The following is a 24,619-nucleotide window of genomic DNA, read 5'->3' as shown; positions in this document are numbered from 1 at the left end:
CCGCAGTGTTACGCTGCGGTTTTTTTATGCGTAAGATTTATTGACTTTACCGCTGCATTTTTTCTGCTTCTATTTTAAGATAAGCGGCACCGAGGTAATTAATGATGTCTGAGGCTATGAAAGCCTGTTTGCTTGTATCGCATACGCCAATGTCGGCAGAAAGCCCGTGCAGGTACACTCCGAAGATCGCGGCATCGGCAGGGCTGTACGATTGTGCAAGCAGTCCTGTAATGATACCGGTGAGCACATCGCCGCTGCCTCCTGTAGCCAAGGCTGCATTGCCGGTAGAATTGATGTGCACCGTATCGTTGCAGGCCACGATGGTAAAAGCATCCTTAGCCACCAGTATGATCTTGTGCTCTTTGGCGAATGCCCGGATTTTTTCCATTTTCTCGAAATCATCCTCCCACGAACCCATCAGGCGTTCGAGTTCTTTTGGATGTGGGGTAAGTATCGTATTTTCCGGCAGCATATTGAGCCACTCCTTGTTATATGACAGGATATTCAATGCATCGGCATCAATAACCATCGGCATTTTCTGGTGTTTTAAAAACTCCAGCACGGCCTGCTGCGTTTCGGGGTGCTGCCCTAACCCCATGCCGATACCGATAGCTTTTGGTTCAATATCAAACGTAATGCTGTCGATATGCTCCTCACCGCTTGTCAGTACCATGGCCTCGGGAAATGTAGTCTGTACTATAGAATAGCCGCACTTTGGGATATAGGCTGTTACCAATCCGCAACCCGACTTAAGCGCTGCTTTGGATGATAATGCCACGGCCCCTATCTTCCCATAACTGCCGCCGATTATGAGTGCATGCCCCTGAATCCCTTTATGCGCATGGGAAGGCACGGGGCGATAGCGCTGGTGAGCTTCGGCCCTGTCGGTCAGGAAGTATTGGGTGGGCTCGTTTGCTATAAAATCTTTATCAAGGCCAATATCGAGTACTTTTATTTCTTTGATGAAATTGCAATTCCCAGCCAGGTAAAAAGCAAGTTTGGTGAACTGGAATGTAAGCACGATATCTGAATGGACAGCCAGTTCGCTCTTCCTGTCCATGAACATACCCGAAGGTACATCAATGGAGATGATCTTTGCCCCGCTGTTGTTAATTCTTTCTATTACTGCCTTTGCTTCAGCGCCCACTTCGCGGTTAAGGCCTATGCCGAAAATAGCATCGAGGAATACGATCTTATGTTTTTTATATTCATAAATTTCGTTGGTATTGCAGGCAAGGTTGTTTTCGTCCAGTTTTTCCAGATTGGCAGTAAAATCTTCCGAAGGGTTTCCTGTGCCTTCTACGATATCTACTATTACTTTATAATTATCCTTGTGCAGCAATCGCGCCACTACCAGTCCGTCGCCGCCGTTATTTCCCTTCCCGCAAAACACATGGAAAACGGTCTCTTTATCCGGAAATCGTTTTTTAAGCCATAAATACGCTTCGGTACCGGCCCTCTCCATCAGTTCGCCTGTAGTTATACCCTGACGGGAAATTGTAATTTCGTCAGCTTCCCTGATTTTTGACACGCTAAAAATTTTCATCCTTTAGTGATAGACAGTGATTTATAAATATTTCGCAAAAGTGGTATGGCGATGTTTGCCGCTACGTAAATTTATTACATTTGCCTGTATATGATACGTAACAGCAACAAATATTTAACTACTACAAACCTTACTACAGGGTTTGCGGCTTCTGTTACGACAACTACTACAACTACTACCCCGTTCGGGGTATAATTTCTACATATAATCCATTTTGTTGGTCATTCCCATAGGAATGACAAAAGGCCCTTGCCGTTATTGCTTACCTTAAAAAAATAGTTCATGAATATCATAAAATTCGGCGGTACTTCGGTAGCCAATGCCGACAGCATGTCGCAATGCATTGCCATCATTAAAAACAAAAAAAGCCAGTCGCTTATCGTTGTGGTCTCCGCACTGGGCGGCGTAACCGACCTGCTCCTTTCGGCGGCAACGGAAGCTTCCCATAAGAACGAAAATTACCGCAGCCTCCTTGCAGAGATCGAGGAGCGCCATCTGGAAGCCATACGACAATTGCTACCCGCGACAGGACAGAGCGGCATTTTGAGCCATGCCAAACGAATACTCAACCACTTGGAAACATTGCTGGATGGCTGCTTCCTGCTGGGCGAACTTTCCGAACGCACCAAAGACCTGGTACTGTCGTTCGGCGAAGTGCTTTCTTCCTATATCATTTCCGAAGCATTGAAAGCACAGGGCGAAAGTTGCGCTTTGGCCGACAGCCGTGAGTTGATAAAGACCAACAGCCGCTTTGGTAAAGCCGTGGTAAATTTTGAAATGAGCAACCTTTTGCTGCAGCATTATTTCGATAAAAATAAGGCCGCCATAACTATAATGCCGGGCTTCATTGCTGAGTCGGAAGACGGGCATACCACTACCCTGGGGCGTGGCGGCAGCGATTATACCGCAGCTATAGTGGCCGCGGCGCTGGATGTGCCTTCACTGGAAATATGGACGGACGTGAACGGCATCTACACCGCCAACCCAAAACTCGTTAAGCAGGCCGAACCGATACATGACATTACTTTTGAAGAAGCGATGGAACTGTCTCATTTTGGTGCCAAGGTGCTTTACCCGCCAACCATCCAGCCGATACTGAATAAAAATATTACCCTCCATATAAAAAATACTTTTGAGCCCGATGCCCCCGGAAGCATTATTCGTAAAAATCCGGAGGCCAAAAGCTGCAACCCTATAAAAGGCATCAGCAATATCGACGGTATTACGCTAATAACCATCGAAGGCCCCGGCATGGTAGGCGTGGCAGGATTTTCCAAACGCCTGTTTGAAGTGATTTCCAAAGAAGGCATCAACGTTATTTTCATCACGCAGGCATCATCGGAGCATTCCATCTGCCTTGGCATTGTGGAAGCGGAATCTAAAAAAGCAAAATTGGTTATTGATGAGGAATTCCGCTTTGAAATACAGCAGCAAAAAATAAAGCCGGCGATACTGGAAAGCGGCCTTTCCATCATTGCAGTTGTTGGCGAGAACATGAAGAACCACCAGGGACTCAGCGGCAGGATGTTCAGCACCCTTGGGAAAAATAATATCAATATTCGCGCCATCGCACAGGGCGCATCCGAAAGGAACATCTCCGCGGTTATTGACAGCAAGGATGTGAAGAAAGCCCTGAACAGCCTGCACGAAACCTTTTTTGAAGAAAACATCGTACAGCTCAACCTGTTCGTTATGGGCGTGGGGAATGTAGGCAGTATTTTTCTTGAACAGTTACGCGCGCAGAAGAAATACCTGAAAGACAACCTGAAGATGAGCGTGCGCGTTATCGGGCTTGCCAACTCTAAAAAAATGCATACAGATGAGGACGACATCGACCTGAAAGACTGGAAAAGCCTCATAGCGGATGGCGCGGCTGCCAATCCCGTTGACTTTATCAGTGAGATAAAAAGGCTCAACCTGCGCAACAGTATTTTTGTAGATAATACCGCCAGTGATGAGGTAGCCGCCACCTATGCCGACTACCTGAAGAACAGCATTGCCGTGGTGACCTGCAATAAAGTGGCCTGCGCCTCTGAATATGCGAACTATAAAAACCTGAAAAGCCTGTCAAGGCAGTACAATGCGCCATTTTTGTTTGAGACGAATGTAGGTGCCGGACTGCCGATAATTGACACATTGAAGAATCTGGTAGCTTCGGGTGACCGTGTGCACAAAATACAGGCGGTGCTTTCGGGAAGCCTTAATTTTATTTTCAATAACTTTAATGAGGAGAATTCTTTTTATGATGTCGTGAAGCAGGCACAGGCGGAAGGCTACACCGAGCCCGACCCGAAGATCGACCTGAGCGGCATCGATGTGAAGCGTAAGCTGGTAATACTCATTCGCGAAAGTGGCTACGAAATGGAGATTGACGATATAGAGAACCGTTCATTCCTGCCACAGGAAAGCCTTGATACCACAAGTGTTGATGACTTTTTTGAATCGCTGAAAACGCATGCCGGGCACTTTAACGACCTTTATAAAAAGGCATCCGCCGAAGGTTCAAGGCTGAAGTTCGTTGCATCATTCGAAGACGGAAAAGCCAATGTGGGATTGCAGTTCATCCCGCAGGGCCATCCTTTCTACAACCTGGAAGGCAAGGATAATATTGTGCTGTTCTACACCGACCGCTATGCCGACCAGCCATTGCTTATAAAAGGTGCCGGTGCAGGATCGGCGGTAACAGCTTCGGGGATTTTTGCGGATATAATACGCATTGGCAACAAATAAGACTATGAACAGGATAAGTATATTCAGCCCGGCTACGATAGCTAATGTTTCCTGCGGTTTCGATGTGCTGGGCCTTTGCCTGGACAGCGTAGGCGATGAGATGACTATTAACACTGCCTGCCCAAAAGGAGTGAAGATTAAAGAGATCATTGGTGCCGACCTTCCGCTTGTCGCAGAAAAAAATGTGGGGGGCGTGGCAGCGCTGGCATTGCTGGAACACCTGCAGCCCGATCACGGCTTTGAGATAAGCATTAAAAAAAATATAAAGGCGGGTAGCGGTATAGGCAGCAGTGCGGCCAGTGCGGCAGGTGCGGTATTTGCCATCAACCATTTGCTTGGCAGTCCGTTGTCCAATAAAGAACTTGTTCCTTTTGCTATGCAGGGCGAAAAACTGGCCAGCGGCAGCGCCCATGCCGACAATGTAGCCCCTGCCCTCTTAGGAGGCTTCACGCTGATACGCAGCTATGAACCACTGGACATCATAAAGATAGATGCGCCGGAAGAACTGTATGCCACCGTGATCCATCCGCAGATAGAGTTGAAGACTATGGATGCACGGTCGGTAATCCGGGAAAATATCACCCTGAAAAAAGCCACGGTACAATGTGGGAATATTGCCGGGCTTATCAGCGGGCTGTATACAAATGATTATAACCTGATAGGCCGCAGCCTGCATGACGAGCTGGTAGAGCCGGTCCGTTATATACTTATACCGAAATTTAAGGAGATAAAAGTCGCAGCCATGAGTGCAGGGGCACTTGGCGGTGGCATTTCAGGCTCGGGGCCATCGGTATTTGCGCTGTCAAGAGGGGTGCAAACTGCACAAAAAGCAGCCGAAGCCATGGCATCCGTTTTACAGGATACGGGCATCCCTTTCGAACTGCATGTTTCGCCCATTAACCCCACCGGAATTAAGATATTATGAGATATTACAGTTTAAACAACCACGATATAAAGGTTTCTTTTAAAGAAGCCGCCATTACAGGCATTGCCAGGGACAAAGGGCTTTACTTCCCTGAAAGTATCCCGCAGCTTGAAAAAGAATTTATAGCAAAAATTGAAAACTACAGCAATACTGAAATCGCACTAAAAGCTATAATGCCATTTGTAGGCGACGAAATTCCGCAGCATGAATTAAAGCGTATTGTAGAAGAAACCCTTTCGTTCGATTTTCCTTTGGTTGAGGTAGAAAAGGATGTGTATTCGCTGGAGCTTTTCCACGGGCCGACAATGGCTTTTAAAGATGTAGGTGCCCGGTTCATGTCGCGTGTGCTGAATTATTTTACCAAAGGCGAGAACAGAAAGATCACGATACTTGTGGCAACCTCCGGCGATACCGGTGGTGCTGTGGCAAGCGGCTTTTTGGGTGTGGAAGGCATTGATGTGGTTATCCTCTACCCTTCGGGGAAAGTGAGCCCGGTACAGGAAATGCAGCTTACGGCGTTGGGTCAGAATATCACCGCGCTGGAAGTATCCGGAACGTTTGACGACTGCCAGGATATGGTGAAGAGAGCATTCCTGGATGAAGAGCTGAAAGATATGAGCCTGACTTCGGCCAACTCCATCAATATAGCGCGCTGGCTGCCGCAGATGTTTTATTACTTTTTTGCCTATAAGGAACTGAAAACGAAAGGCAATCCAATTGTAATTTCTGTACCGAGCGGTAATTTCGGGAACATCTGCGCGGGCATGATGGCAAAGAAAATCGGGCTGCCGATAGCCCACTTCATAGCATCGACGAATGCCAACGACACTGTGCCACGCTTTATGCAAACGCAGCAATACACCCCTCAAAAAACCATTGAAACGCTTTCTAATGCAATGGATGTGAGCAACCCCAGCAATTTTGTACGAATACTGGAACTCTTTGGCGACAGCCTGAAAGATGAGCTGACTTCATACAGCTTTACCGATGCCCAAACCCTGGAAACCCTTAAAAAACTTTATACCGATAATAACTACCTGGCCGATCCGCATGGTGCTATTGGCTATCTTGGATTAAAAAAATTCATGCAGGATAATCCCGGCTATACTGGTGTGTTCCTGGAAACGGCACATCCGGTGAAATTCCCGGACAGCATTGAGAAAACACTTGGCATTACTATTCCCGTGCCGGAGCAGATAAAGAGTGTTATGAAGGGTGAGAAGAAAACGATAAGGATTTCGGATTATAATGGATTGAAAGAGATTTTGAAGAAATGAATTTGGAAAATATGTTGCGCTGATGACCACGGATTTTATTCAATGACTGCTCCGCAAAGTCTCTGACTTTGTGGACGCGTGTAAAGGTCTCTGACCTTTTATAATGCATGTCAGGAGACATGATAACACTTCCGCAAAGTCAGAGACTTTGCGGAGCGGATACGTTAGCCTCATAGTCAAACCAAAACTTCACTAAATTATTCTTAATTGTTAAAGTTAACCTGCGGATACTGTAGTTTTTTCAATAAATTAGCGCATTCAAACAAAACAAACACATTTCAAACTTATTCTTTACGCTACAATGAAAAATACTGCGCTTACGCATATTCATGAAGGCCTTGGTGCCAAAATGGTCCCTTTTGCGGGCTACAACATGCCTGTACAATATGAAGGGGTTAACGCCGAACACGAAACCGTGCGCAACGGTGTAGGTGTTTTTGACGTTTCGCACATGGGGGAATTCCTTTTGAGCGGGCCTAAAGCACTGGACCTGATACAAAAAGTAACCAGTAACGATGCTTCTACCCTGACAGTTGGCAGGGCGCAATATTCCTGCCTGCCGAACGACAACGGCGGTATCGTGGACGACCTTATTGTTTACAAAATGAAGGAGGAAGAATACCTGCTGGTTGTAAACGCTTCGAATATTGAGAAAGACTGGAACTGGATCTCTTCTAAAAACGACCTTGGTGTGGACATGCGCAACATCTCTGACGACTATTCGCTGCTTGCCATCCAGGGGCCAATGGCTATGGAAGCCATGCAGGCGCTGACATCTATAGACCTTGCTTCCATAAAATACTACCACTTTGAAGTAGCTGATTTTGCCGGTGTTGAGAATGTTATCATTTCTGCTACGGGTTATACCGGAAGCGGCGGTTTTGAGATCTATGCTAAAAACACTGAGATCGAACAGATATGGAACAGGGTATTTGAAGCAGGAGAAGCTTATGGCATTAAGCCAATTGGCCTTGCTGCGCGCGACACGCTTCGCCTTGAAATGGGCTTCTGCCTTTACGGGAACGACATTAATGATACTACCTCGCCGCTTGAAGCAGGCCTGGGGTGGATTACCAAATTCAATAAGGATTTTACGAATTCGGAAGCATTAAAAATGCAGAAGGAAGCCGGTGTTACCCGTAAGCTGGTAGGTTTTGAACTTACTGAGCGCGGCATACCAAGGCATGATTATGAAATTGTAGACAAAGACGGCAACGTGATAGGCATCGTAACATCGGGCACCATGTCGCCATCGCTGAACAAAGGTATTGGCCTTGGCTACGTCCCTATTGCCTATGCCGCACCGGACAGCGAAATATACATACGCATCAGGAAGAACGACATCCCTGCCAAAGTGGTGAAGCTGCCGTTCTATAAAAAATAAGTTTATGAGAAAAATATTCGCACTCGCTTTCCTGCTGCCACTGGCAATGGGGGCACAAAATAACAACGGGAAAGCATGCGAAATTTTTTCGAAAGTAAGCACCGTGCTCCAAACGAAGCATTTCAAGCCTAAACCGATAGACGACAGCCTGTCGGTTTATGTTTTTGAAACTGTTATGGAAGGGCTGGACGACAACCGGGTGCTTTTCCTGAAGGAAGAATACGACCAGTTGGCGCGCCACAAGTACGAAATAGACGACTACATCAAGAATAAAGATTGTGCTTTTTTCTCAGACTTTATTACGGTTTACAAAAAAGCGCTGGAACGCAACAAAGACTTTGTTGAGCAGATAGGCCGCGAGCCCCTGCCCTTCAATACCAAAGACACCATTTATTATTCCAAGAGCTCTTTCCCATTTCATACGAAACCGGAACGAATAAAGAATTTCCTTCGCAAGAAAATAACTTTCGATATCCTGGAAGATGTTGCCCAGCAAAGCAAGAACAAAGACTCCCTTAAACTTAACCTGGAAGCGCTTGGAAAAATAGCAAAATCGAAGGTCCTTGAAAGCTACCTGTGCAAGGTGAACTCGCTGCTGAACCCTACCGAAGGTTTTGACAACAGCATTTACAATGAATTTTATTCGGTTTTCTGCTCGTATTTCGATCCGCATTCCACCTATTTCAATTATAGTGAAAAGGCATCATTCGTTTCGTCAATATCGACAGAAAACTATTCGTTAGGGCTTTACGTCAGCCAGAATGACAAGGAAGAGATCATCGTGGAAGAAGTCGTTCCCGGGGGTCCTGCCTACCATACAGATAAAATAAATAAAGGCGACCAAATCATAAAGCTGGCGGCAAACAATACCGAATATACTGTGTCCTGTGCCTCCATGGAGACCATAAGCGACATTGTGAATTCGGATACCTATAAAACCGTGGAGCTTACCCTGCGAAAGAAAGACGGTACCATCTACTCTGTCAACCTCGAAAAGAAAGTGATGAAGGCCGAAGACCACAGCGTGTTCAGCTTTGTGCTCGGCGATGATAAGCCCGTGGGATATATTAAGGTGCCGAGCTTTTACACGGCATTCGATTCGGATAAAAAGCAGGGCTGTGCCGATGATGTGGCGCGGGAGATCGTGAAGCTTAAAAAAGAGAATATTAAAGGCCTGATCATCGACCTGCAGTTCAACGGTGGCGGCTCTATGGACGAGGTGATACGCATGGCGGGAATGTTCATTAACTTCGGGCCTGTTGCTGTAGTGAGTGACAAGGACAAAGACTACAGTGTTGTTAAGGATTTTAACCGCGGTATGATATTCAATGGGCCGATGGTGGTTTTGGTCAACGGATTTTCGGCATCAGCAAGCGAATTCTTTGCAGGCGTGATGCAGGATTACAATCGTGCCGTGATCGTGGGCAATACGACCGTTGGCAAAGCGACCATGCAAACCATACTCCCGCTCGAAGAGGAAAACCCTGAGGATTTTGTAAAGGTAACCATTGACAAATTTTACCGCATAACTGGCAAAAGCAGCCAATATCTTGGAATTGTGCCTGATGTAGAGCTGCCTACGTTTTTCGACAAATTGCTGCCGAGGGAAAGCGCCATGCCTACTGCGATTAAAAACGACAGCATCCCGAACCTGAACCTGAGGTTTACCAAGCTGCCTGATGCTCCTATAAAGAAAGCAGCCAGCCTTAGCAAGGCCCGCGTAGATTCTGATCCGGGTTTTATGCTGGTAAGTTCTGTGAACGACAGGATAAATGCCTTGTACACTAATGCAAAAAAACCGCTCCCCGTTACTTTTGACAATGTTTTTGATGATGTGCATTCCATGGACCAAATATGGAAGGACATCACTGCAACAGCCGATAAGGAGCAGGCATTTACCATCCGTAACACTTCGTTTGCCGATGTTACAGGCTATGACGAATATGCCAAAAACGCCAATGATTATAAGATAAAGTCGGTAAAGACGGATATGTACATCAATGAAGCCGTGAACATACTGAAAGACCTTAACCAATAGGCGTCAAAGCATTTTATAACAATACTGCCCTTGTGGTAATAACAATCATGTAATTTTTTGCAAAAACACGGAATAAGTTTATTTTTGTGGCTGCAAACAAAATAATTATGGGAAGAGCGTTCGAATTTAGGAAAGCAAGAAAGATGAAACGTTGGTCGGCAATGGCCAAAACGTTCACAAGGATTGGCAAGGATATCGTAATGGCTGTTAAGGAAGGCGGCGGTAACCCCGAGAGCAACGCGCGCCTGAGGGCCGTTATCCAGAATGCTAAGGCAGCCAACATGCCCAAAGACAATGTGGAGCGTGCCATCAAGAAAGCATCTGATAAAGATACAGCCAACTTTAAGGAGGTATTGTTTGAAGGCTATGCGCCTCACGGTATCGCCATACTTATAGAGACTGCGACCGACAACAACAACCGTACGGTAGCCAACATACGCAGCTATTTCAACAAATGTAACGGCACACTGGGTACCCAAGGATCGGTGGAGTTCATGTTCGACCATACTTGCAACTTCCGAATCCCTGCTGAAGGGCGTGATGTGGAAGAGCTGGAACTGGAGATGATCGACTTTGGCGTGGAAGAGATTTTCGCCGATGAAGATGGTATAGTGATGTACGCGCCTTTTGAAAGCTTCGGTGCCATCCAGAAAGAACTGGAGCACCGCGGTATCGAGATCCTTTCTTCAGGTTTTGAGCGTATCCCGCAGGTTACCAAAGAACTGACCGAAGACCAGGTAGCCGATGTGGAAAAACTTCTTGAAAAAATCGAGGAAGATGACGATGTGATGAACGTGTACCACACGATGCAGGAGTAATCTCTATTTTTTATTTTTATTGATTATTTTTTATTGGGGAAACTCAAGACGATATAAAGCATCCTTCGGGGTGCTTTTTTGTTGCCATCGCTTATTCGTCCACTACACTGACAGGTTTTTGAAAACACAGGTATTCGGAAGACTCTTAATTAAACGAAAATAAGCGGCTTTCCATTTCGAACGGAGCTTGCGGAGAGAGAAATCTCAGAAATTACCGTAAATAACCTGAGATTTCTCCTTCGTCGAAATGGAAGAACATACCTTTAATGTCATAACAATTAAATCTTCCGAATACCTGTGTTTTCAAAAACCTGTCAGGTGTGATTCCTAAAAAATAAATTCCTTAAAATATTTTTTCATTTCAAAGTCCCTGTATTTTCAGGCACTTATCGCAATTATCATTACATTGGTACATTTAAAAATTAACTTTTTTTACTGCCAACTGTAACAAATCAGGGCAGGCTCCAGTCATTATATCAAACCAGGCATTCAAAGTTGACAAACGCAAATCCGGATATCGATGCATTGATAGAACTCTGCAAAGAGGGCAGCCGCAATGCGCAGTTCGAGGTGTACAACAGGTATTATAAACCTATGTACAACACCGCGCTGCGTATCGTGAAGGACAGCCATTGGGCAGAAGATATCATGCAGGAGGCGTTCCTGAAAGCGTTTACCAAGCTGGATTCATTCAAAGGCGAAGTTACGTTCGGGGCATGGCTAAAAAGGATCGTGATCAACCACAGCCTTGACAATTATAAGAAGATCAATAAGAATGCCATGGATCCGCTGGATAATGTACTGTATAAAGTAGAAGATGACAACTACAAAGAAGAAGCTGCGATCGACTTCCAGAACATGCAGGTACAGCAGGTCATGGCCGCGATACAGTCGCTGAAAGACAATTACAGGGTTGCGCTCACCCTTTTCTTCATAGAAGGCTATGACCAGGAAGAAATAAGCGACATAATGGGAATTACACACGGCAATTGCCGCACAACAATAAGCAGGGCTAAGGAAAGCCTGCTGAAAAAACTAAATGCATGATGGATAACGAAAGAGAGAACACCGATAACCTGTTTGCACACCTTAACGGGCAGTGGGACACAGAAGAGCCAACAAAAGGCCACCAGGACCGCTTTTTGGACAGGCTTGAAGGAAGCAAAAAGAAAAAGAAGAAAGGCATGCTGTTCAGGCTGGCCATGCCAACGGCGGCGGCTATACTGATACTGTTCGGCATCTGGACTATGTATAAGCCGGAAACCGACACCAATGTAGCAGTTGCAAAAGTTTCGCCGAAAGTACAGGAAACACAAATGTATTTTGCAGGCATTATAGAAAAAGAGCTTGCCAAAGTTGAAAAAGAGGACAGCCCCGAAACCAAAATGCTGGTAAAAGATGCGCTCCTTCATATGGATGCCCTTGAAAAAGACTATGACAAGATCACTAAAGAGATGCTGGCCAAGGGCGAAAATAAACAGCTCATCCATGCAATGATAACCAACCTGCAGACAAGGATATCATTTTTGGAAGACGTGCTTGTAAAAATTGAAAACATCAAAAAACTGAAACAAAATTACCATGAGAACAATCAAACATAATGTAATCCTGCTGCTTCTGGCACTCCCCGCACTGGCTTTTGCCTGGGATGGCGACGGCCCCATGAACGGTAAGATCATAAAGGAAAAGAAAATAAGCAAATCGTATTCGGTGAACAACAACGCCGGGCTCAGGGTTAACAATCAATTTGGCAGTGTGTATGTCACCTCCTGGGACCAGGACCAGACTGTTATAGATGTTGTAATAAAAGTGAGCGGCGACAAAGAAGACCTGGTAAACAAAAGGCTGAACAGTATTACCATTAATTTTGAGGCAACAAAAGCGCTGGTATCGGCAAGGACCGAAATAGGTAACTTTTCCGGCAGGAATACCAATATGGAGATAAACTACACCATCAAGATACCTAAAAAAGGCGCTATAGATATCAGTAACCAGTATGGGAATACCATTGTAGGAAAAATTTATGGCCGGGGACAACTTAACTGCCAGTATGGTGACCTATCGATAGATGAGCTGAACAGCGACATGAATTCCATTAACCTGCAATACAGCGGTACATCGAAAATCAATTATATAAAGTCGGCTGATGTGAATGTGCAGTACTCGGGCTTCAGCCTTACAAAAGCCGGCTCCCTGAAACTAAAAGGCCAGTATACCGGCATGAATATAGGCGAAGTACAGGACATAACCTATAAAACAGAATATGGCGACCTCAACATTAAAAAAGGCGGCAAGATAACCGGCGGCGGCGATTATTCTGCCCTGCGCTTCGGGTATGTAACGGGAATCTTTAACACAACCTGCAACTATGGCGAAGTACGAATAGGCGGTATGGACAATGATGTGAAGAACATAGCGATTAACGCCACTTACTCTGCCGTTAATATCACCTATAATGATGCTGCGCCATTTGACTTTGAATTGAGCACTGAATATGGCGGCATACGGGGTTTATCAGGATTCAGGATTAGTGATAAAAAAGAAAAAGACAATAAGCTTTATTATAAGGGTTATTATAAAAACGCCGGCGTAAACAGGATCTTCATCAAAAATGAATATGGTGATATCAACCTGACTAAAGGTTAATAGAAAAAAATATAAATAATGATGCAACCATTTTAAGCGTGGGTGCGTCTATAAAGTAATCAATGCCCACAGGGGTTCAATCATCAAAAAAATACCTGCTCATCACAGGGAATATTTAAATCAATCAATAATCAATCCTTGCCGTAAGGCAGGAAAAAAAACGAACAATTATTATGAAAAAAGCAGTAATGTTTTTAGCAGGGCTTTGCTTTACCCTAACGGTAGCAGCCCAGGAAAAAAAAGAAGCGGTACAAGGCAACGGTGATACCACCAAAGAGAAAAGGAAAATAGGCCCTGACTACAGCAAAATCAAAGTAACCGGTAATTTTGAGGTGAGCCTTATATCGGGCGACACCGGCACCCTTAGCATGGAAGGCGAAGAAAACCTGCTTCCGCTTGTTACTACCGAAGTAAAAAACGGCACACTCTTCATCGGCTCCGAGAACGACAAATTCCTTACACCATCCCGCAACCGCAAGATCACCATCAAAGTGCCTGTAAATGCATTGAGCGAAGTTTTCCTTAAAGGCAGCGGCAGCATCAATGTAAAGAACCGGGTGAAGAATGACATCAAGCTACTCCTTGACGGCTGTGGCTCGATAAACGTATCTGTAAATACCGACAATGTAGAGGCCTGCGTGCTTGGCTCGGGAGAGATCAAAATTGATGGCCAGGCACAAAGCTTTGAATGCAAGGTTGTAGGTTCGGGCATCATAAAAGCATATGACCTGAAAGCGCCCAATGTAAATGCCGTCGTGTCGGGAGCGGGCGATGTAGAGGCCAACAGCTCTAAAAAGCTGAAAGGCAGGATAAGCGGCTCAGGCAACATCGCATTTGCAGGCGAACCTTCTGAAACCGACCTGAAGCATTCCGGCACAGGGAAATTCACTTTCCATCAATAATATAAAATAACGTTTCATACTCGTTATTAGGTTGGGCCTGTCTGCAATTTGCTGACGGGCCCTTTGCGTTAAGGTATTTTCGGAAAATTTAAAATTTCCGGTAACAATTCCCCACCCCATTCGTCCTATTCATAATCAGCCTGAAGAAAAAAAGTAGAATAAAAGATTAAACATTTGTTTAATTTTCTTTTGTCAGAAGTTTAAACCATTTTATCTTTGCACCAATCAATCATCAATCATCACCTCGCTGCACGTCAGTGAGTATCATCAATCAAAAAATGGAAAGAGTTAAAGTCGCCTGCCTTGGTGACAGCATCACCAAAGGTACATTCAGCTACGACTGGATAGGGCAATTGGCAGCCGCCCATGACCTTAAGGATTATCAATTCATTAATTTCGGCAAAAACGGCGAATTGGCCTATAATACCTTACTGAGGGTAGACGAAGTTATAGCGTTAAGACCTGACTATATCATTATACTCATTGGCACCAACGATGTTAATGCCGTAATGACCCATGCCAATACCAAAAGGTATAAAAGGAACCTTTCGCTTCCACAGCAACCGACTTTGGAATGGTATGCCGAAAATCTCGAAGTAATCGTAACAAAGCTGCAGCAATATACCAATGCCAAAATAGCGCTGTGTACACTACCGGTCCTGGGTGAAGACCTCACGCATGAGTCGAATGCAATGGTTGCAAAGTACAATGCCGTGATTGAACGCATCAGCAACGAATACGAAACAGAGTTATTGGACCTCAACGGTAAAATGACCGGATACCTCATGCAAAATCCACCATCGCAGCCTGTACCATTCCAAAAGGGGCTTGGGCTTTTGGCGAAGGCAGCCATAAGAAGGGTATTGCTTCGGGAAGACTGGAACAATATATCAGAACGTTACGGGCTAGCCCTGACCACAGATACCATACACCTTAATGAGACCAGCGGAAGGATGCTCGCCGATATGGCAATGCATTTTGTTGCCGGACCCGCGGGGAGCTTTTTCTGGCCGCGGCCTTCGGCGGAGCAATACGAGCGCTACCGGATGCAGTTCTCGTTCTAAAAACAAAAAGGCGGCCACTTTAAAATGGCCGCCTTTTTTATAGACAGATGTTTTTATGGTACTTGTTCCTGTGCTGGGGCCGGGTTTTCCTGCCTGCCCATTTTTACTACGGTATCGTTATCTTCTACAACAGTATCGCGCACTCCTTTATCCAAATCACCGTCCTGCTCAGTTTCAACAGATTCAGTAGTGGTATTTGTTTCCGTATCCGTGGCAGTTTCCTTTTTGCCACAGGATGTAAAGCTAAGCGCCGTGACAAGCAATGTGCTGTACAGGGCATTCCTTAAAATTGTCTTTTTCATAATTGTATATTTTAGGCCGGGCCTTACGGACCCATTATAGTATCCGGGTTTATCGCTGTTGAGTCTTCTGCCGGTACCGCGTCAGAACTTGCAGGTTTTACAGTGTCGGAGGTAATGTCCATATCGGTCGTGGTTCCCTCCTGTTTCATATCTTTATCTTTACAGGATGAAAGCGCCAGCGCGGCGGCGGCGGCAAACATATATAATGTGTTGGTTGTAGATCTCATGAGAGGTTGTTTTATTACATTCAAAATTAACGCTTTGCGCAGCGACCCTTTCCCATAGATATATTAAAATTATGTTGATGATGTCATAAAGTTTTCTACTGAAGCTTTATGTCTGTCTGTCTTTCTTGTCCCAGTTCAATGTTTTGAAGCGTTGATGGATGTAATTTTACACTATCAAATTTAAATATATAAACATCATGGAAAATACAATTTTAGGCCTTCACCATATTACAGCAATTGCCGGTGATGCGCAATGCAACTTCAATTTTTACTCTAAAATATTAGGGCTTCGCTTCATCAAAAAAACAGTAAATTTTGACGATCCCGGCACGTACCACTTTTACTTTGGCGACGAAACAGGAAGCGCCGGTACGATACTGACCTTCTTCCCGTGGGGCAACGGCATACCGCAGGGCCGCAGGGGTGCGGGTATGGCGACAGAGATAGGCTATTCCGTACCAAAAGGCAGCCTCGAGTTCTGGATTGACCGTTTTGAGAAATATAACGTCATCTATAACAAACCTGCTGAGAAATTCGGCGAACGCTACCTTACTTTCCTTGACCCGGACGGACTGAAGCTGGAACTGACAGAAGTAGCCAATGACAGCCGCAAGCCATGGACCACAGAAGAAGTGGGCGCCGATGCAGCATTGAGGGGATTCCATAATATTACCCTTACGCTGAACAATATGGCGGGCACCGCAAGGATACTGACCGATATTTTCGGGTACAGGCTTGCCGCGACAGAGGTTACCCGCAACCGTTTTGTAACGAATGCGGTTGAAAATGCAGCTATCGTTGACATTGTAGAACTGAAAGAGGAAAAACTGGGCCATGTAGCCAACGGAACAATACACCACGTAGCCTTCAGGGTTGCAAATGACGAAATCCTGATGCATTTTAGGGAAAAAGTGGCCGCTGCCGGACTGAACATCACCCCTCAGATCGACCGTAATTACTTTCACAGCCTGTATTTCAGGGAACCGGGCGGCGTATTATTCGAGATTGCTACCGATAATCCCGGCTTTACTGTCGATGAACCGCTGGAAGAGCTTGGCAAAAACCTGAAATTGCCTGCCCAGTATGAATCACGCCGCGAGGATATCGAGGCGCATTTGGTTACTATAAATTAATTACCGTATGTCATTCTGAACGAAGTCTGCGAAGTGAAGAATCTCAATATATCAAAGAGATTCTTCCTTCGTCAGAATGACAAAAACCTTTAAAAAATAACAATCATGAACTTTCAACCTTTAAAATACATCTATAAAGCATCCGGAAACCCTGATGCCTATACCCTGCTCCTGTTGCACGGTACGGGCGGCGATGAAAATGATATGCTACCTTTGGCAGAAAACTTTGGCAAGAGCTACAATATCCTGAGCCTTCGCGGCAATGTATCCGAGAACGGAATGCCGCGTTTCTTCAAAAGGCTGGGCATGGGTATCTTTGATGAAGAAGACCTTGCTTTCCGTACCGATGAAATGGCGGCTTTTATTAAAGGCCTTTCTGCAAAAGAAGGTTTTGACCCTGACAAGATAATTGCTCTCGGATATTCCAATGGGGCGAATATCGCTGGGGCAACGCTTGTAAAGTACCCCGATCTGTTGGCAGGGGCAATACTGTACAGGCCCATGCAGCCATTTAAAAAGATGGCACTCTCCGGCGCTAAAGGCAATACAAAAATATTCCTCAGCTCGGGCAGCTTTGACCCTACGGTACATCCTGCGGATACGGCTGCTTATGTTGAAAACCTCAAAAATCTTAGTTTCCGGGTCGACGCTCACCAGATTGCTACAGGCCACGGTCTGACGTCAGAAGATATACACCTTTCTGCCCTGTGGCTGTCAGAAAACTTCAGTACAAAACAGTAAGCAACTGTAAGCCAATAGTTAATATATAGATAATATTCCGTAACTTAACGCTGTAAAAAAATAGCTATGTCCAATATAAGCCTGATTATAGAAGAGCGTCCCAGTGATATAGGCAATTTCCTTGTTGGAAGACTCTTACCTTTTAGGGAAAAGCGTACCGTAGGGCCATTTGCCTTTATAGACCATATGGGCCCGGTAGCGCTTAAAGACAACGAGAATATGGATGTGGGGCCGCACCCGCATATCGGCCTTTCTACCCTTACCTATTTATTCGAAGGCAGCATCATGCATCGCGACAGTTTAGGTACCGAAATAGAAATTACCCCGGGGCAGGTGAACTGGATGACCGCCGGGAAAGGCATCGTACATTCAGAGCGCACACCCGAGCACCTCCGCCATTCCGAGAAGCACCTGCACGGCCTGCAAATATGGGTGGCGCTTCCGAAAGAACTGGAGCAGATGGAGCCATCTTTTGCGCATATAACCGAGGAGGAACTCCCTGTATGGGATATCGACGGGGTTTCTGTAAAGCTTATCGCGGGTGAAGCCTTTGGCAGGAAATCGCCCGTTCCCGTATACAGCCCCCTATATTTTTTGGAACTGAAAAGCACCGACAAAAAAAAGTTATCTATCGGACGCAACCTTTTTGGAGAAAGCGGACTATATATATTGGAAGGGAGTATTGAGAGTGATGGAAATACCTTTTTGCCCAAGCAATTGCTGGTGGCTAAAGATTCTTCGCTATGTGAATTCATCCTGAATGAGAATTCTGTCGTATATATATTCGGCGGGGAGCCATTTCCTGAGCCGCGCCACATTTACTGGAACTTTGTAGCTTCATCGCCGGAGATGATAGAAGATGCAAAACAACGCTGGACTAACAGGGAATTCCCTGCGGTACCGGGCGAAACAGGGTTTGTGCCGCTACCGGACCAAACCGGATTTAACATTAAAAAATGAAACAACCCAAATGGAAATAATACATTTTGATGATGGCAAAAAAGGCCATTTTAAAGCCGTTGAAGGCGATACACAGGCCGGATTGATGACGTACGTATGGGCAGGAGATGATAAATTCATCATTGAGCACACCGTTGGCAACCCCGAGTTCAAAGGTGTCGGGATGAAACTCCTGGATAAGGCGGTAGCTTTTGCAAGGGAAAAAAACCTGAAGATAATACCCCTCTGCCCTTTTGCGAAAAAGATGTTTGACCGAAAAGAGGAGATTCGCGATGTGTTAGCATAACACATTATTTAAAAAAATGATTGCAGCAACTACTACCACAACAATTGTCTTTATCACCGGGGCTTTTGTTTCGCATCATATATGGGATGACTGGATAGCCTGGTTTACGGGTAAAGGATATAATTGCATTGCGCCGCCCTGGCCGTATAAAGACGGCACGGCAGAACAATTGCGTAACCGCAGGCCTAATGATACAGACCTCGCAGGGCTACGCCTTCAGGAGTTACAAGACCATTATATAGCTATAATTGCAAAACTACCAGAAAAGCCTATAGTCATTGGGCATTCGTTGGGTGGGCTGATTGTGCAGGTGCTTGTAAACAAAGACCTTGTTGCTGCAGGTATTGCTATACATTCGGTGCCGCCGCAGGGTGTCCGGTTATTTGACTCGGTAAAGAAACCCCTGGGATATTTAACCTCAGCAAAGAAAACCCATCTTATGAGCCTTAATGAATGGAAAAAATCTTTCACCAATGGCATGGGCGAAAAGGAACAGGAAGCATCGTATAATGAATTTGTTATCCCCGAATCGAAACAAGTATTGAAGGACACCGCTAAAGTCGATTTTAAAAAGCCGCATCCGCCGCTGCTGTTTATCTCAGGGACGGCCGACAAGATGACGCCTGAATCGCTCAATTATGACAATTACCTGAAATATGACCGTAGCCATTCGGTTACCGGATACCAGGAGTTCGCAGGAAAAAATCACTTTGTCCTGAAGCTCCCGTCTTGGCAGGAAGAAGCCGAATATATCATCGACTGGCTGCTGATAGCAAATGTTTAACTGCTTTTTGGCAAAGCATTAAAAACTCCACATTGCCGGTTTGAGTACCTTTATACTTTAAAACCAGTGCAATGATGCTTTTAGTGCTTATTGATGCGACCATTTTCATCCTGCTTTCTTTCCTGCACATCTATTGGGCTTTGGGAGGTAATTGGGGAATGAATGCGGTACTTCCTGCCCTTTCGGAAAGCCAGCGCCGCTTCCGTCCCGGAATTTACGGCACATTTGCCATAGGTGTGGCTATGGGGCTTTTCGCCTTCATCAGCATTGGCAACATGGGTATTTTTAAGGCGTTCGCAGGCAGGGACATCTTCCGGTATGCATCAACAGCAATAGCAATTGTTTTTCTGCTTAGGGCTATAGGCGATTTTAGGTACATCGGTTTTTTCAGGAAAGCCAACGGTACGCTTTTCGCCAAAAACGATATCCGCTACTATTCCCCGCTGTGCGTTTTTATAGCCGTGCTTACACTTGCCGTGGCATGGATAAAATAAAAGAGGATAACCTTACGATCATCCTCTTTCTAAATTAAATTGATTTCTTTATTGTTTCATGATCAGCAGCGATGGTGTGTGGTTGAGCCATGTACTGCGCGATTCTACCAGTTTTTTCCAGCTGTCAACGCTTATTATCATGAGGTCCTGCCCCTGAAGGAATTCTTTTTCGATCTTTCTTTCGCTTAGTAATTTGATGTGGTTCGGTACATTGTGCTCAATGATGCGGATGCTTTCTTTGATCGCGGCATTGTTTTTCACCATACCATCAGCATCGAGCACGGTAACCTGCGAACCGGTATTGCTGATGAGCTTTTGTGCAAAATCGATAAGGAAGGCATCGGAAGGATCGAATATCGTAAGGAATACCCTATCAGTGCTCCTGAATTCCTTATCAACCAAAATACCTACCGGCGCTTCGGTCTTGCTCAGGATATGCTGTGTTTTATCATCGAAAGGAGAATTCTCGAACAGCTTTTCTTTTCCCGTAAAAGTATTGAGCAGGCTTTCAGGATTGATGATCCTTGTAGTGAAGCCTAATATTTTCCCTAACAGCGTCCCTTCGAATATGGAACGCCCTATATCGATCAGTACCAGGTCGAACTCGCCTTTGTTGGCAACGGTGGCAATATCAGTATCCATATCGGTAGAGGCCTTAAAAAGGGTGGTCACATTTTGGTTGAGGTTTTCGGCTTCTGCCAGTACCGGCTTGAAACTCTCCTTTTCGTACTCCTCAAGATTAAAAGTATGGATCTCGCTGCTTGGCGATATGTGCATTGCGGTTACCATCGCGTTACGATCCATCTTTTTTACAAAGGCATTTGCAAGCCTCAAAAGGGTTTTACCCCCTTCGGGACTATCGAAAGAAACCAGTACCTTGAATTTGCTCACCTGCCGTATTTCTGCGGGGATATAATTTTTCTTCCTGTTGAATATAAAACCTATCAGGTCGAGCGCCGGGCCCGTCATGAACGTGGTTGCCAGCGCCATGATCACCATCATCGAGAAGATCGGCTTAGAAAGTACGCCGAGCTCCAGACCTATATTCAGTACTATGAGCTCCATCAGCCCACGGGTATTCATCAATGCGCCAATGGTAAGGCTGTCACGCCAGTTCTGCCCTACTACCCGCGCCGTAATGGCACTTCCGAAAAATTTCCCCACCACGGCTACTAATATGATAACGCCGCATACCTTCCACATATACGGGTCGTCCAGCAAGCCGATGTTGGTATTAAGGCCCGTAAATACAAAGAACAGCGGCAGCAGCATTACCTGCGATACGTCTTCTACTTTCTCAATGAATATGCTTCGGAAACGCATGTTCTCCGGCATTATAGCCCCGGCCATAAACGCCCCGAAAAGCGCGTGGATACCAATGATCTCGGTGGTATACGATGAAATAAGCAGCGTAAGGAAGAATATCGCTACTACCGGCTTGGTGATATTATCCTTATTACCGTAAAGCTCACCTATCTTTTTGAGGAACGGCTTTACCACCCACAGCATAAGGAATACATAGGCAATAGAAAGCCCTATTACATAAAGTGCACTCACGAACGAGCCTGCTTTTACAATGGCAATCACCACAGCAAGGATGCACCAGGCGGTAACATCATCGGCGGCGGCACAGGTTATCCCGAGCGCCCCGATACGGGTACGGTGCAGCCCCCGCTCCTGAACGATACGCGCCAGTACCGGAAATGCCGTTATGCTCATCGCAATACCCATAAAGAGGCCGAAAGCCATGAACTCGATGCCCGGAGGCGCAAATTGCGTATAAATAAAATAAGCAAGCCCAAGTCCCAATGTAAAAGGTATGATGATACTGGCATGGCTAATGATAACTGCGTCTTTTGCTTTATTCTTCAGTACACTAAGGTCGAGTTCCATGCCTACTACATACATGAATAAAATTAGGCCTATCTGGCTTAGGAATTTCAGGTTGCCTAATGATTCCTTCGGGAAAAGCATTGCAGAATATTCCGGGAACATGGTGCCAACCAACGACGGGCCAAGCACGATGCCGGCAATCATTTCGCCAATAACCGTTGGCTGTCCTATCCTTTTGCATATCCACCCGAAAAGGCGGGCTACAAAAATGATAGTGATTATCTGTACAAGAAGCAAAGCCAGGGGATGCGTGAGATTGTCGGTCATTGAGGCCAGGAAATCTTCCCATTGCCCTGTATCAGTTGGTTTCTGTATAATTGTACGGCCTTCTTCAAGGTGCCTGCCATTGTGGAGCAACCAATAGATGATTGCGGAAAATACAGCGATAACGCAGACATAAAAAAGACTGCTCTTAAAGTTCTTCATTTGTAATACTGGCTAAAAAGTGGCACAATATTACACAGAAATCAGGAGGAAACAGCACATTGCTTTTACTTGAAAACGCTTTTGTAATAAAGTGGCTAAAAAATGTAATGAAACTACTTTTTGACCTTTGCAGTGAAGTCGCTGCGGTATATTTCGCTCAGCGGAAACGTGTAGTGCCTGCCATCGGGCAGCAGCATATCGGCGGTAATTTCATCATGCGCATAAAACTGTACGTGTTTTAATGCGATGACCGCTTTTTTGTTGATGCGGCTAAATTCATCTTCAGGGAGCATTTCGAGCAATTTTTCGAAAGAGCAGTTCTTCACAATGACTTTTGTCTTATCGCTAAGTATGATTATTTTGTCGCGGCTGTCGATATCCGATGTTATTACACAAAATATTTTTGCTGTGCTTATCAGTGCCTTGCCCCTGTCGGTATTGAGCTGTATCTGTTTCGGCGCTTTTTCTGTCTTCGCCAGCCGTGCCGCTACTTTCTGCACTGCCTGCAGCAGGCGTTCCTGTTTTACAGGCTTTACCACATAGTCTACCGCATCCCTGTCGAAGGCATCAACCGCAAAGTTCTTATAGGCCGTGGTAAATATTATGGCTTTGCCTTTAATGGCATCGGCAACCTGGAGGCCATTCATGCCCGGCATTTCGATATCGGTGATAAGCAGGTCGAAATCCAGCGACTGCCATTCGTTCAAAAGCACTTCAGGACTGTTGAAGGCGCGCACTACTTCGAGCTCGTCCATCTGCTCGCATATCATTTTTAGGTAAGCCAGCCCGGGAAGCTCGTCATCAAGCAGTAAGCATCTGATTTTTGTATTCAAGCAAGTTTATTTTTAGTTGTGCAATATATACGTTTTCCTCTACATACCGTTCCAGCTTATAGCACGACTTGTATATTATCTTGAGGCGTTGTTCCAGTGTAGCCGAACCTATGCCGCCATGCTCTTTCAGGAAAGCGGATTTATTAGACACCTTATTAGATACCGTCAGTGAAAAATAATTGTCGCGAAACTCTATAATAATAGAAATAAAAGCATCAGGGCTTTGCAGGTCGGCATGCTTGAAGGCATTCTCGATAAGGTCTATGGATATCAGCGGTGCCAGTATCTTTTGAGTGTAAAGCGGGTCCTGCTCATCAATCTTCTTCTTAACAGTGATAGCGAACAGCGGGCTGATCTTTATTTTGTTGATCTCGATAAGGTTCAGGGCAAACTCTATTTCTTCTTTTGGGCTCACAAAACGGTTCTGACTTTCGTAAAGTATGAAATCCAACACATTGGAAAGCTTGTCCATCGCAAAATAGGTCTGGTAAGCATGTGATTGTATCGAATTGAGAATGTTCTTGAACAGATGCGGGTTCAGCCGGGCCTCGAGCGTCTGTAGCTGCAGCGTATTTGCTTTGTTTTCAAGCTCTACGAATTTTGTCTCGAACTTATTCCTGACTTTTTCCGAGATATTAAGGCGATAAATAAGCACCACAATGATGATGAAGAACAACACCAGGATGGAGAGGAGGATTATGTTTAGAGGAGTAACCATATACAATTTTAGATTTTAGATTTCAGATTGAGCTTCACTCCCGCCGCATAAATTCTCTAAGTTATTTGAGAGTATGAGTGGTAAAAAATCTGAAATCTGAAATTATTACTCAAGAGGCTTTCCTGCATCTGTCCAGGCATCGGTGCCGCCATCGAGCTCAACAATGTGCTGAAAGCCCTTTGACTTAAGAGACTCTACAGCTTCTGCACTCCTGCCACCCGCCTTACAATACACATATACGGTTTTCTTTTTATCGAGCTTATCAATACGCTGCCCGAAATCGGCATCATATAAATGGATGTTCACCGCACCGGCAATGTGCCCGCTTTTAAATTCCTTTGGCGTACGTACATCGACCACCTGGCCTTTATCTGCCGCCATTTCTTTGGCGAATTCTGCAGGAGCAACACGCTCTACACCTTTCTTTTGCTGTGCCTCACACGAATATAAGGAGAGCGTCAATACGAACAGCACTATCAGTTTTTTCATGAC

The 24,619-nt window shown here is 45.3% G+C and carries 24 protein-coding genes; 17 read left to right on the top strand and 7 right to left on the bottom strand.

Features of this window, described 5'->3' with window-relative positions; genetic code table 11:
* Window positions 1-46 precede the first annotated feature (46 nt).
* Window positions 47-1,531, bottom strand: coding sequence for an NAD(P)H-hydrate dehydratase (locus HYN59_RS10180; RefSeq protein ID WP_245895527.1), 1,485 nt, complete (start codon window positions 1,529-1,531; stop codon window positions 47-49).
* A 297-nt stretch (window positions 1,532-1,828) separates the two neighbouring features.
* Here HYN59_RS10180 and thrA point away from each other — a divergent pair, with 297 nt between their 5' ends.
* From thrA to HYN59_RS10125, 11 genes are all read left to right on the top strand, one after another.
* The gene (thrA, locus tag HYN59_RS10175; RefSeq protein WP_108778161.1) at window positions 1,829-4,276 is read left to right on the top strand and encodes a bifunctional aspartate kinase/homoserine dehydrogenase I; all 2,448 of its coding nucleotides are present in this window, start codon (window positions 1,829-1,831) and stop codon (window positions 4,274-4,276) included.
* Between the two features lie 4 nt (window positions 4,277-4,280).
* Window positions 4,281-5,201, top strand: coding sequence for a homoserine kinase (locus HYN59_RS10170; protein WP_108778160.1), 921 nt, complete (start codon window positions 4,281-4,283; stop codon window positions 5,199-5,201).
* Entirely contained in the window at window positions 5,198-6,478 is a 1,281-nt protein-coding gene (gene thrC / locus HYN59_RS10165) for a threonine synthase (RefSeq protein WP_108778159.1), read from the top strand. The genes HYN59_RS10170 and thrC overlap by 4 nt, the downstream gene beginning before the upstream one ends.
* A 301-nt stretch (window positions 6,479-6,779) precedes the next feature.
* Entirely contained in the window at window positions 6,780-7,862 is a 1,083-nt protein-coding gene (gene gcvT, locus HYN59_RS10160; RefSeq protein ID WP_108778158.1) for a glycine cleavage system aminomethyltransferase GcvT, read from the top strand.
* A 4-nt stretch (window positions 7,863-7,866) separates the two neighbouring features.
* Window positions 7,867-9,900: a carboxy terminal-processing peptidase gene (locus HYN59_RS10155; RefSeq protein ID WP_108778157.1), complete on the top strand. Its 2,034-nt coding sequence runs from the start codon at window positions 7,867-7,869 to the stop codon at window positions 9,898-9,900.
* A 107-nt stretch (window positions 9,901-10,007) separates the two neighbouring features.
* On the top strand, window positions 10,008-10,718 hold the full coding sequence (locus tag HYN59_RS10150) for a YebC/PmpR family DNA-binding transcriptional regulator (protein WP_108779704.1): 711 nt from the start codon (window positions 10,008-10,010) through the stop codon (window positions 10,716-10,718).
* Window positions 10,719-11,213: 495 nt separating this feature from the next.
* Entirely contained in the window at window positions 11,214-11,765 is a 552-nt protein-coding gene (locus tag HYN59_RS10145) for an RNA polymerase sigma factor (RefSeq protein WP_108778156.1), read from the top strand.
* Complete coding sequence (locus tag HYN59_RS10140) at window positions 11,762-12,319, top strand: hypothetical protein (protein ID WP_146185915.1); 558 nt, start codon at window positions 11,762-11,764, stop codon at window positions 12,317-12,319. Before HYN59_RS10145 ends, HYN59_RS10140 begins: the two co-directional genes overlap by 4 nt.
* Window positions 12,300-13,364: a hypothetical protein gene (locus HYN59_RS10135; RefSeq protein ID WP_108778154.1), complete on the top strand. Its 1,065-nt coding sequence runs from the start codon at window positions 12,300-12,302 to the stop codon at window positions 13,362-13,364. Before HYN59_RS10140 ends, HYN59_RS10135 begins: the two co-directional genes overlap by 20 nt.
* Window positions 13,365-13,537: 173 nt before the next feature.
* A complete protein-coding gene (locus HYN59_RS10130; protein WP_108778153.1) occupies window positions 13,538-14,266 on the top strand; it encodes a head GIN domain-containing protein in 729 nt (242 codons plus the stop codon).
* Window positions 14,267-14,544: 278 nt separating this feature from the next.
* Entirely contained in the window at window positions 14,545-15,330 is a 786-nt protein-coding gene (locus HYN59_RS10125; RefSeq protein ID WP_108778152.1) for an SGNH/GDSL hydrolase family protein, read from the top strand.
* 53 nt (window positions 15,331-15,383) lie between these two features.
* Here HYN59_RS10125 and HYN59_RS10120 read toward each other — a convergent pair whose 3' ends face one another.
* Together HYN59_RS10120 and HYN59_RS10115 are read right to left on the bottom strand one after the other, a co-directional pair.
* Window positions 15,384-15,632, bottom strand: coding sequence for a hypothetical protein (locus HYN59_RS10120; protein WP_108778151.1), 249 nt, complete (start codon window positions 15,630-15,632; stop codon window positions 15,384-15,386).
* A 23-nt stretch (window positions 15,633-15,655) separates the two neighbouring features.
* Window positions 15,656-15,859, bottom strand: coding sequence for a hypothetical protein (locus tag HYN59_RS10115; protein WP_108778150.1), 204 nt, complete (start codon window positions 15,857-15,859; stop codon window positions 15,656-15,658).
* A 197-nt stretch (window positions 15,860-16,056) separates the two neighbouring features.
* Between HYN59_RS10115 and HYN59_RS10110 the strand changes: the two genes are divergently transcribed.
* From HYN59_RS10110 to HYN59_RS10085, 6 genes are all read left to right on the top strand, one after another.
* Window positions 16,057-16,992 (top strand): ring-cleaving dioxygenase, encoded by a 936-nt coding sequence (locus HYN59_RS10110; protein ID WP_108778149.1) that lies wholly within the window; start codon window positions 16,057-16,059, stop codon window positions 16,990-16,992.
* 105 nt (window positions 16,993-17,097) lie between these two features.
* Window positions 17,098-17,733 (top strand): alpha/beta hydrolase, encoded by a 636-nt coding sequence (locus tag HYN59_RS10105; RefSeq protein WP_108778148.1) that lies wholly within the window; start codon window positions 17,098-17,100, stop codon window positions 17,731-17,733.
* A 66-nt stretch (window positions 17,734-17,799) separates the two neighbouring features.
* Window positions 17,800-18,693 carry a pirin family protein gene (locus HYN59_RS10100; protein ID WP_108778147.1) on the top strand — a complete coding sequence of 298 codons (894 nt, stop codon included), beginning with the start codon at window positions 17,800-17,802 and terminating at the stop codon, window positions 18,691-18,693.
* A gap of 10 nt (window positions 18,694-18,703) precedes the next feature.
* On the top strand, window positions 18,704-18,979 hold the full coding sequence (locus HYN59_RS10095; RefSeq protein ID WP_108778146.1) for a GNAT family N-acetyltransferase: 276 nt from the start codon (window positions 18,704-18,706) through the stop codon (window positions 18,977-18,979).
* A gap of 16 nt (window positions 18,980-18,995) precedes the next feature.
* Window positions 18,996-19,763 (top strand): alpha/beta hydrolase, encoded by a 768-nt coding sequence (locus HYN59_RS10090; protein WP_181369413.1) that lies wholly within the window; start codon window positions 18,996-18,998, stop codon window positions 19,761-19,763.
* A 71-nt stretch (window positions 19,764-19,834) separates the two neighbouring features.
* Window positions 19,835-20,257, top strand: coding sequence for a DUF3995 domain-containing protein (locus tag HYN59_RS10085; RefSeq protein ID WP_108778145.1), 423 nt, complete (start codon window positions 19,835-19,837; stop codon window positions 20,255-20,257).
* A gap of 48 nt (window positions 20,258-20,305) precedes the next feature.
* Here HYN59_RS10085 and HYN59_RS10080 read toward each other — a convergent pair whose 3' ends face one another.
* The 4 genes from HYN59_RS10080 to HYN59_RS10065 form a co-directional block, all read right to left on the bottom strand.
* Window positions 20,306-22,576 carry a cation:proton antiporter domain-containing protein gene (locus HYN59_RS10080; protein ID WP_108778144.1) on the bottom strand — a complete coding sequence of 757 codons (2,271 nt, stop codon included), beginning with the start codon at window positions 22,574-22,576 and terminating at the stop codon, window positions 20,306-20,308.
* A 113-nt stretch (window positions 22,577-22,689) separates the two neighbouring features.
* On the bottom strand, window positions 22,690-23,409 hold the full coding sequence (locus tag HYN59_RS10075) for a LytR/AlgR family response regulator transcription factor (protein ID WP_108778143.1): 720 nt from the start codon (window positions 23,407-23,409) through the stop codon (window positions 22,690-22,692).
* Entirely contained in the window at window positions 23,378-24,127 is a 750-nt protein-coding gene (locus HYN59_RS10070) for a histidine kinase (protein ID WP_108778142.1), read from the bottom strand. Before HYN59_RS10070 ends, HYN59_RS10075 begins: the two co-directional genes overlap by 32 nt.
* Window positions 24,128-24,232: 105 nt before the next feature.
* Complete coding sequence (locus HYN59_RS10065) at window positions 24,233-24,616, bottom strand: rhodanese-like domain-containing protein (protein ID WP_108778141.1); 384 nt, start codon at window positions 24,614-24,616, stop codon at window positions 24,233-24,235.
* Window positions 24,617-24,619: the final 3 nt, after the last annotated feature.

The organism is Flavobacterium album, assembly GCF_003096035.1.
GTDB classification, from domain to species: Bacteria; Bacteroidota; Bacteroidia; order Flavobacteriales; family Flavobacteriaceae; genus Flavobacterium; species Flavobacterium album.
This window is presented reverse-complemented; position numbering and strand designations above follow the sequence as displayed.

Bases quoted from the DNA above. Each gene is read 5' to 3' on its own strand.
- thrA (WP_108778161.1), top strand. From the start codon at position 1,829: ATGAATATCATAAAATTCGGCGGTACTTCGGTAGCCAATGCCGACAGC.
- HYN59_RS10170 (WP_108778160.1), top strand. From the start codon at position 4,281: ATGAACAGGATAAGTATATTCAGCCCGGCTACGATAGCTAATGTTTCC.
- thrC (WP_108778159.1), top strand. From the start codon at position 5,198: ATGAGATATTACAGTTTAAACAACCACGATATAAAGGTTTCTTTTAAA.
- gcvT (WP_108778158.1), top strand. From the start codon at position 6,780: ATGAAAAATACTGCGCTTACGCATATTCATGAAGGCCTTGGTGCCAAA.
- HYN59_RS10155 (WP_108778157.1), top strand. From the start codon at position 7,867: ATGAGAAAAATATTCGCACTCGCTTTCCTGCTGCCACTGGCAATGGGG.
- HYN59_RS10150 (WP_108779704.1), top strand. From the start codon at position 10,008: ATGGGAAGAGCGTTCGAATTTAGGAAAGCAAGAAAGATGAAACGTTGG.
- HYN59_RS10140 (WP_146185915.1), top strand. From the start codon at position 11,762: ATGATGGATAACGAAAGAGAGAACACCGATAACCTGTTTGCACACCTT.
- HYN59_RS10135 (WP_108778154.1), top strand. From the start codon at position 12,300: ATGAGAACAATCAAACATAATGTAATCCTGCTGCTTCTGGCACTCCCC.
- HYN59_RS10130 (WP_108778153.1), top strand. From the start codon at position 13,538: ATGAAAAAAGCAGTAATGTTTTTAGCAGGGCTTTGCTTTACCCTAACG.
- HYN59_RS10125 (WP_108778152.1), top strand. From the start codon at position 14,545: ATGGAAAGAGTTAAAGTCGCCTGCCTTGGTGACAGCATCACCAAAGGT.
- HYN59_RS10120 (WP_108778151.1), bottom strand. From the start codon at position 15,632: ATGAAAAAGACAATTTTAAGGAATGCCCTGTACAGCACATTGCTTGTC.
- HYN59_RS10115 (WP_108778150.1), bottom strand. From the start codon at position 15,859: ATGAGATCTACAACCAACACATTATATATGTTTGCCGCCGCCGCCGCG.
- HYN59_RS10110 (WP_108778149.1), top strand. From the start codon at position 16,057: ATGGAAAATACAATTTTAGGCCTTCACCATATTACAGCAATTGCCGGT.
- HYN59_RS10105 (WP_108778148.1), top strand. From the start codon at position 17,098: ATGAACTTTCAACCTTTAAAATACATCTATAAAGCATCCGGAAACCCT.
- HYN59_RS10100 (WP_108778147.1), top strand. From the start codon at position 17,800: ATGTCCAATATAAGCCTGATTATAGAAGAGCGTCCCAGTGATATAGGC.
- HYN59_RS10095 (WP_108778146.1), top strand. From the start codon at position 18,704: ATGGAAATAATACATTTTGATGATGGCAAAAAAGGCCATTTTAAAGCC.
- HYN59_RS10090 (WP_181369413.1), top strand. From the start codon at position 18,996: ATGATTGCAGCAACTACTACCACAACAATTGTCTTTATCACCGGGGCT.
- HYN59_RS10085 (WP_108778145.1), top strand. From the start codon at position 19,835: ATGATGCTTTTAGTGCTTATTGATGCGACCATTTTCATCCTGCTTTCT.
- HYN59_RS10080 (WP_108778144.1), bottom strand. From the start codon at position 22,576: ATGAAGAACTTTAAGAGCAGTCTTTTTTATGTCTGCGTTATCGCTGTA.
- HYN59_RS10070 (WP_108778142.1), bottom strand. From the start codon at position 24,127: ATGGTTACTCCTCTAAACATAATCCTCCTCTCCATCCTGGTGTTGTTC.
- HYN59_RS10065 (WP_108778141.1), bottom strand. From the start codon at position 24,616: ATGAAAAAACTGATAGTGCTGTTCGTATTGACGCTCTCCTTATATTCG.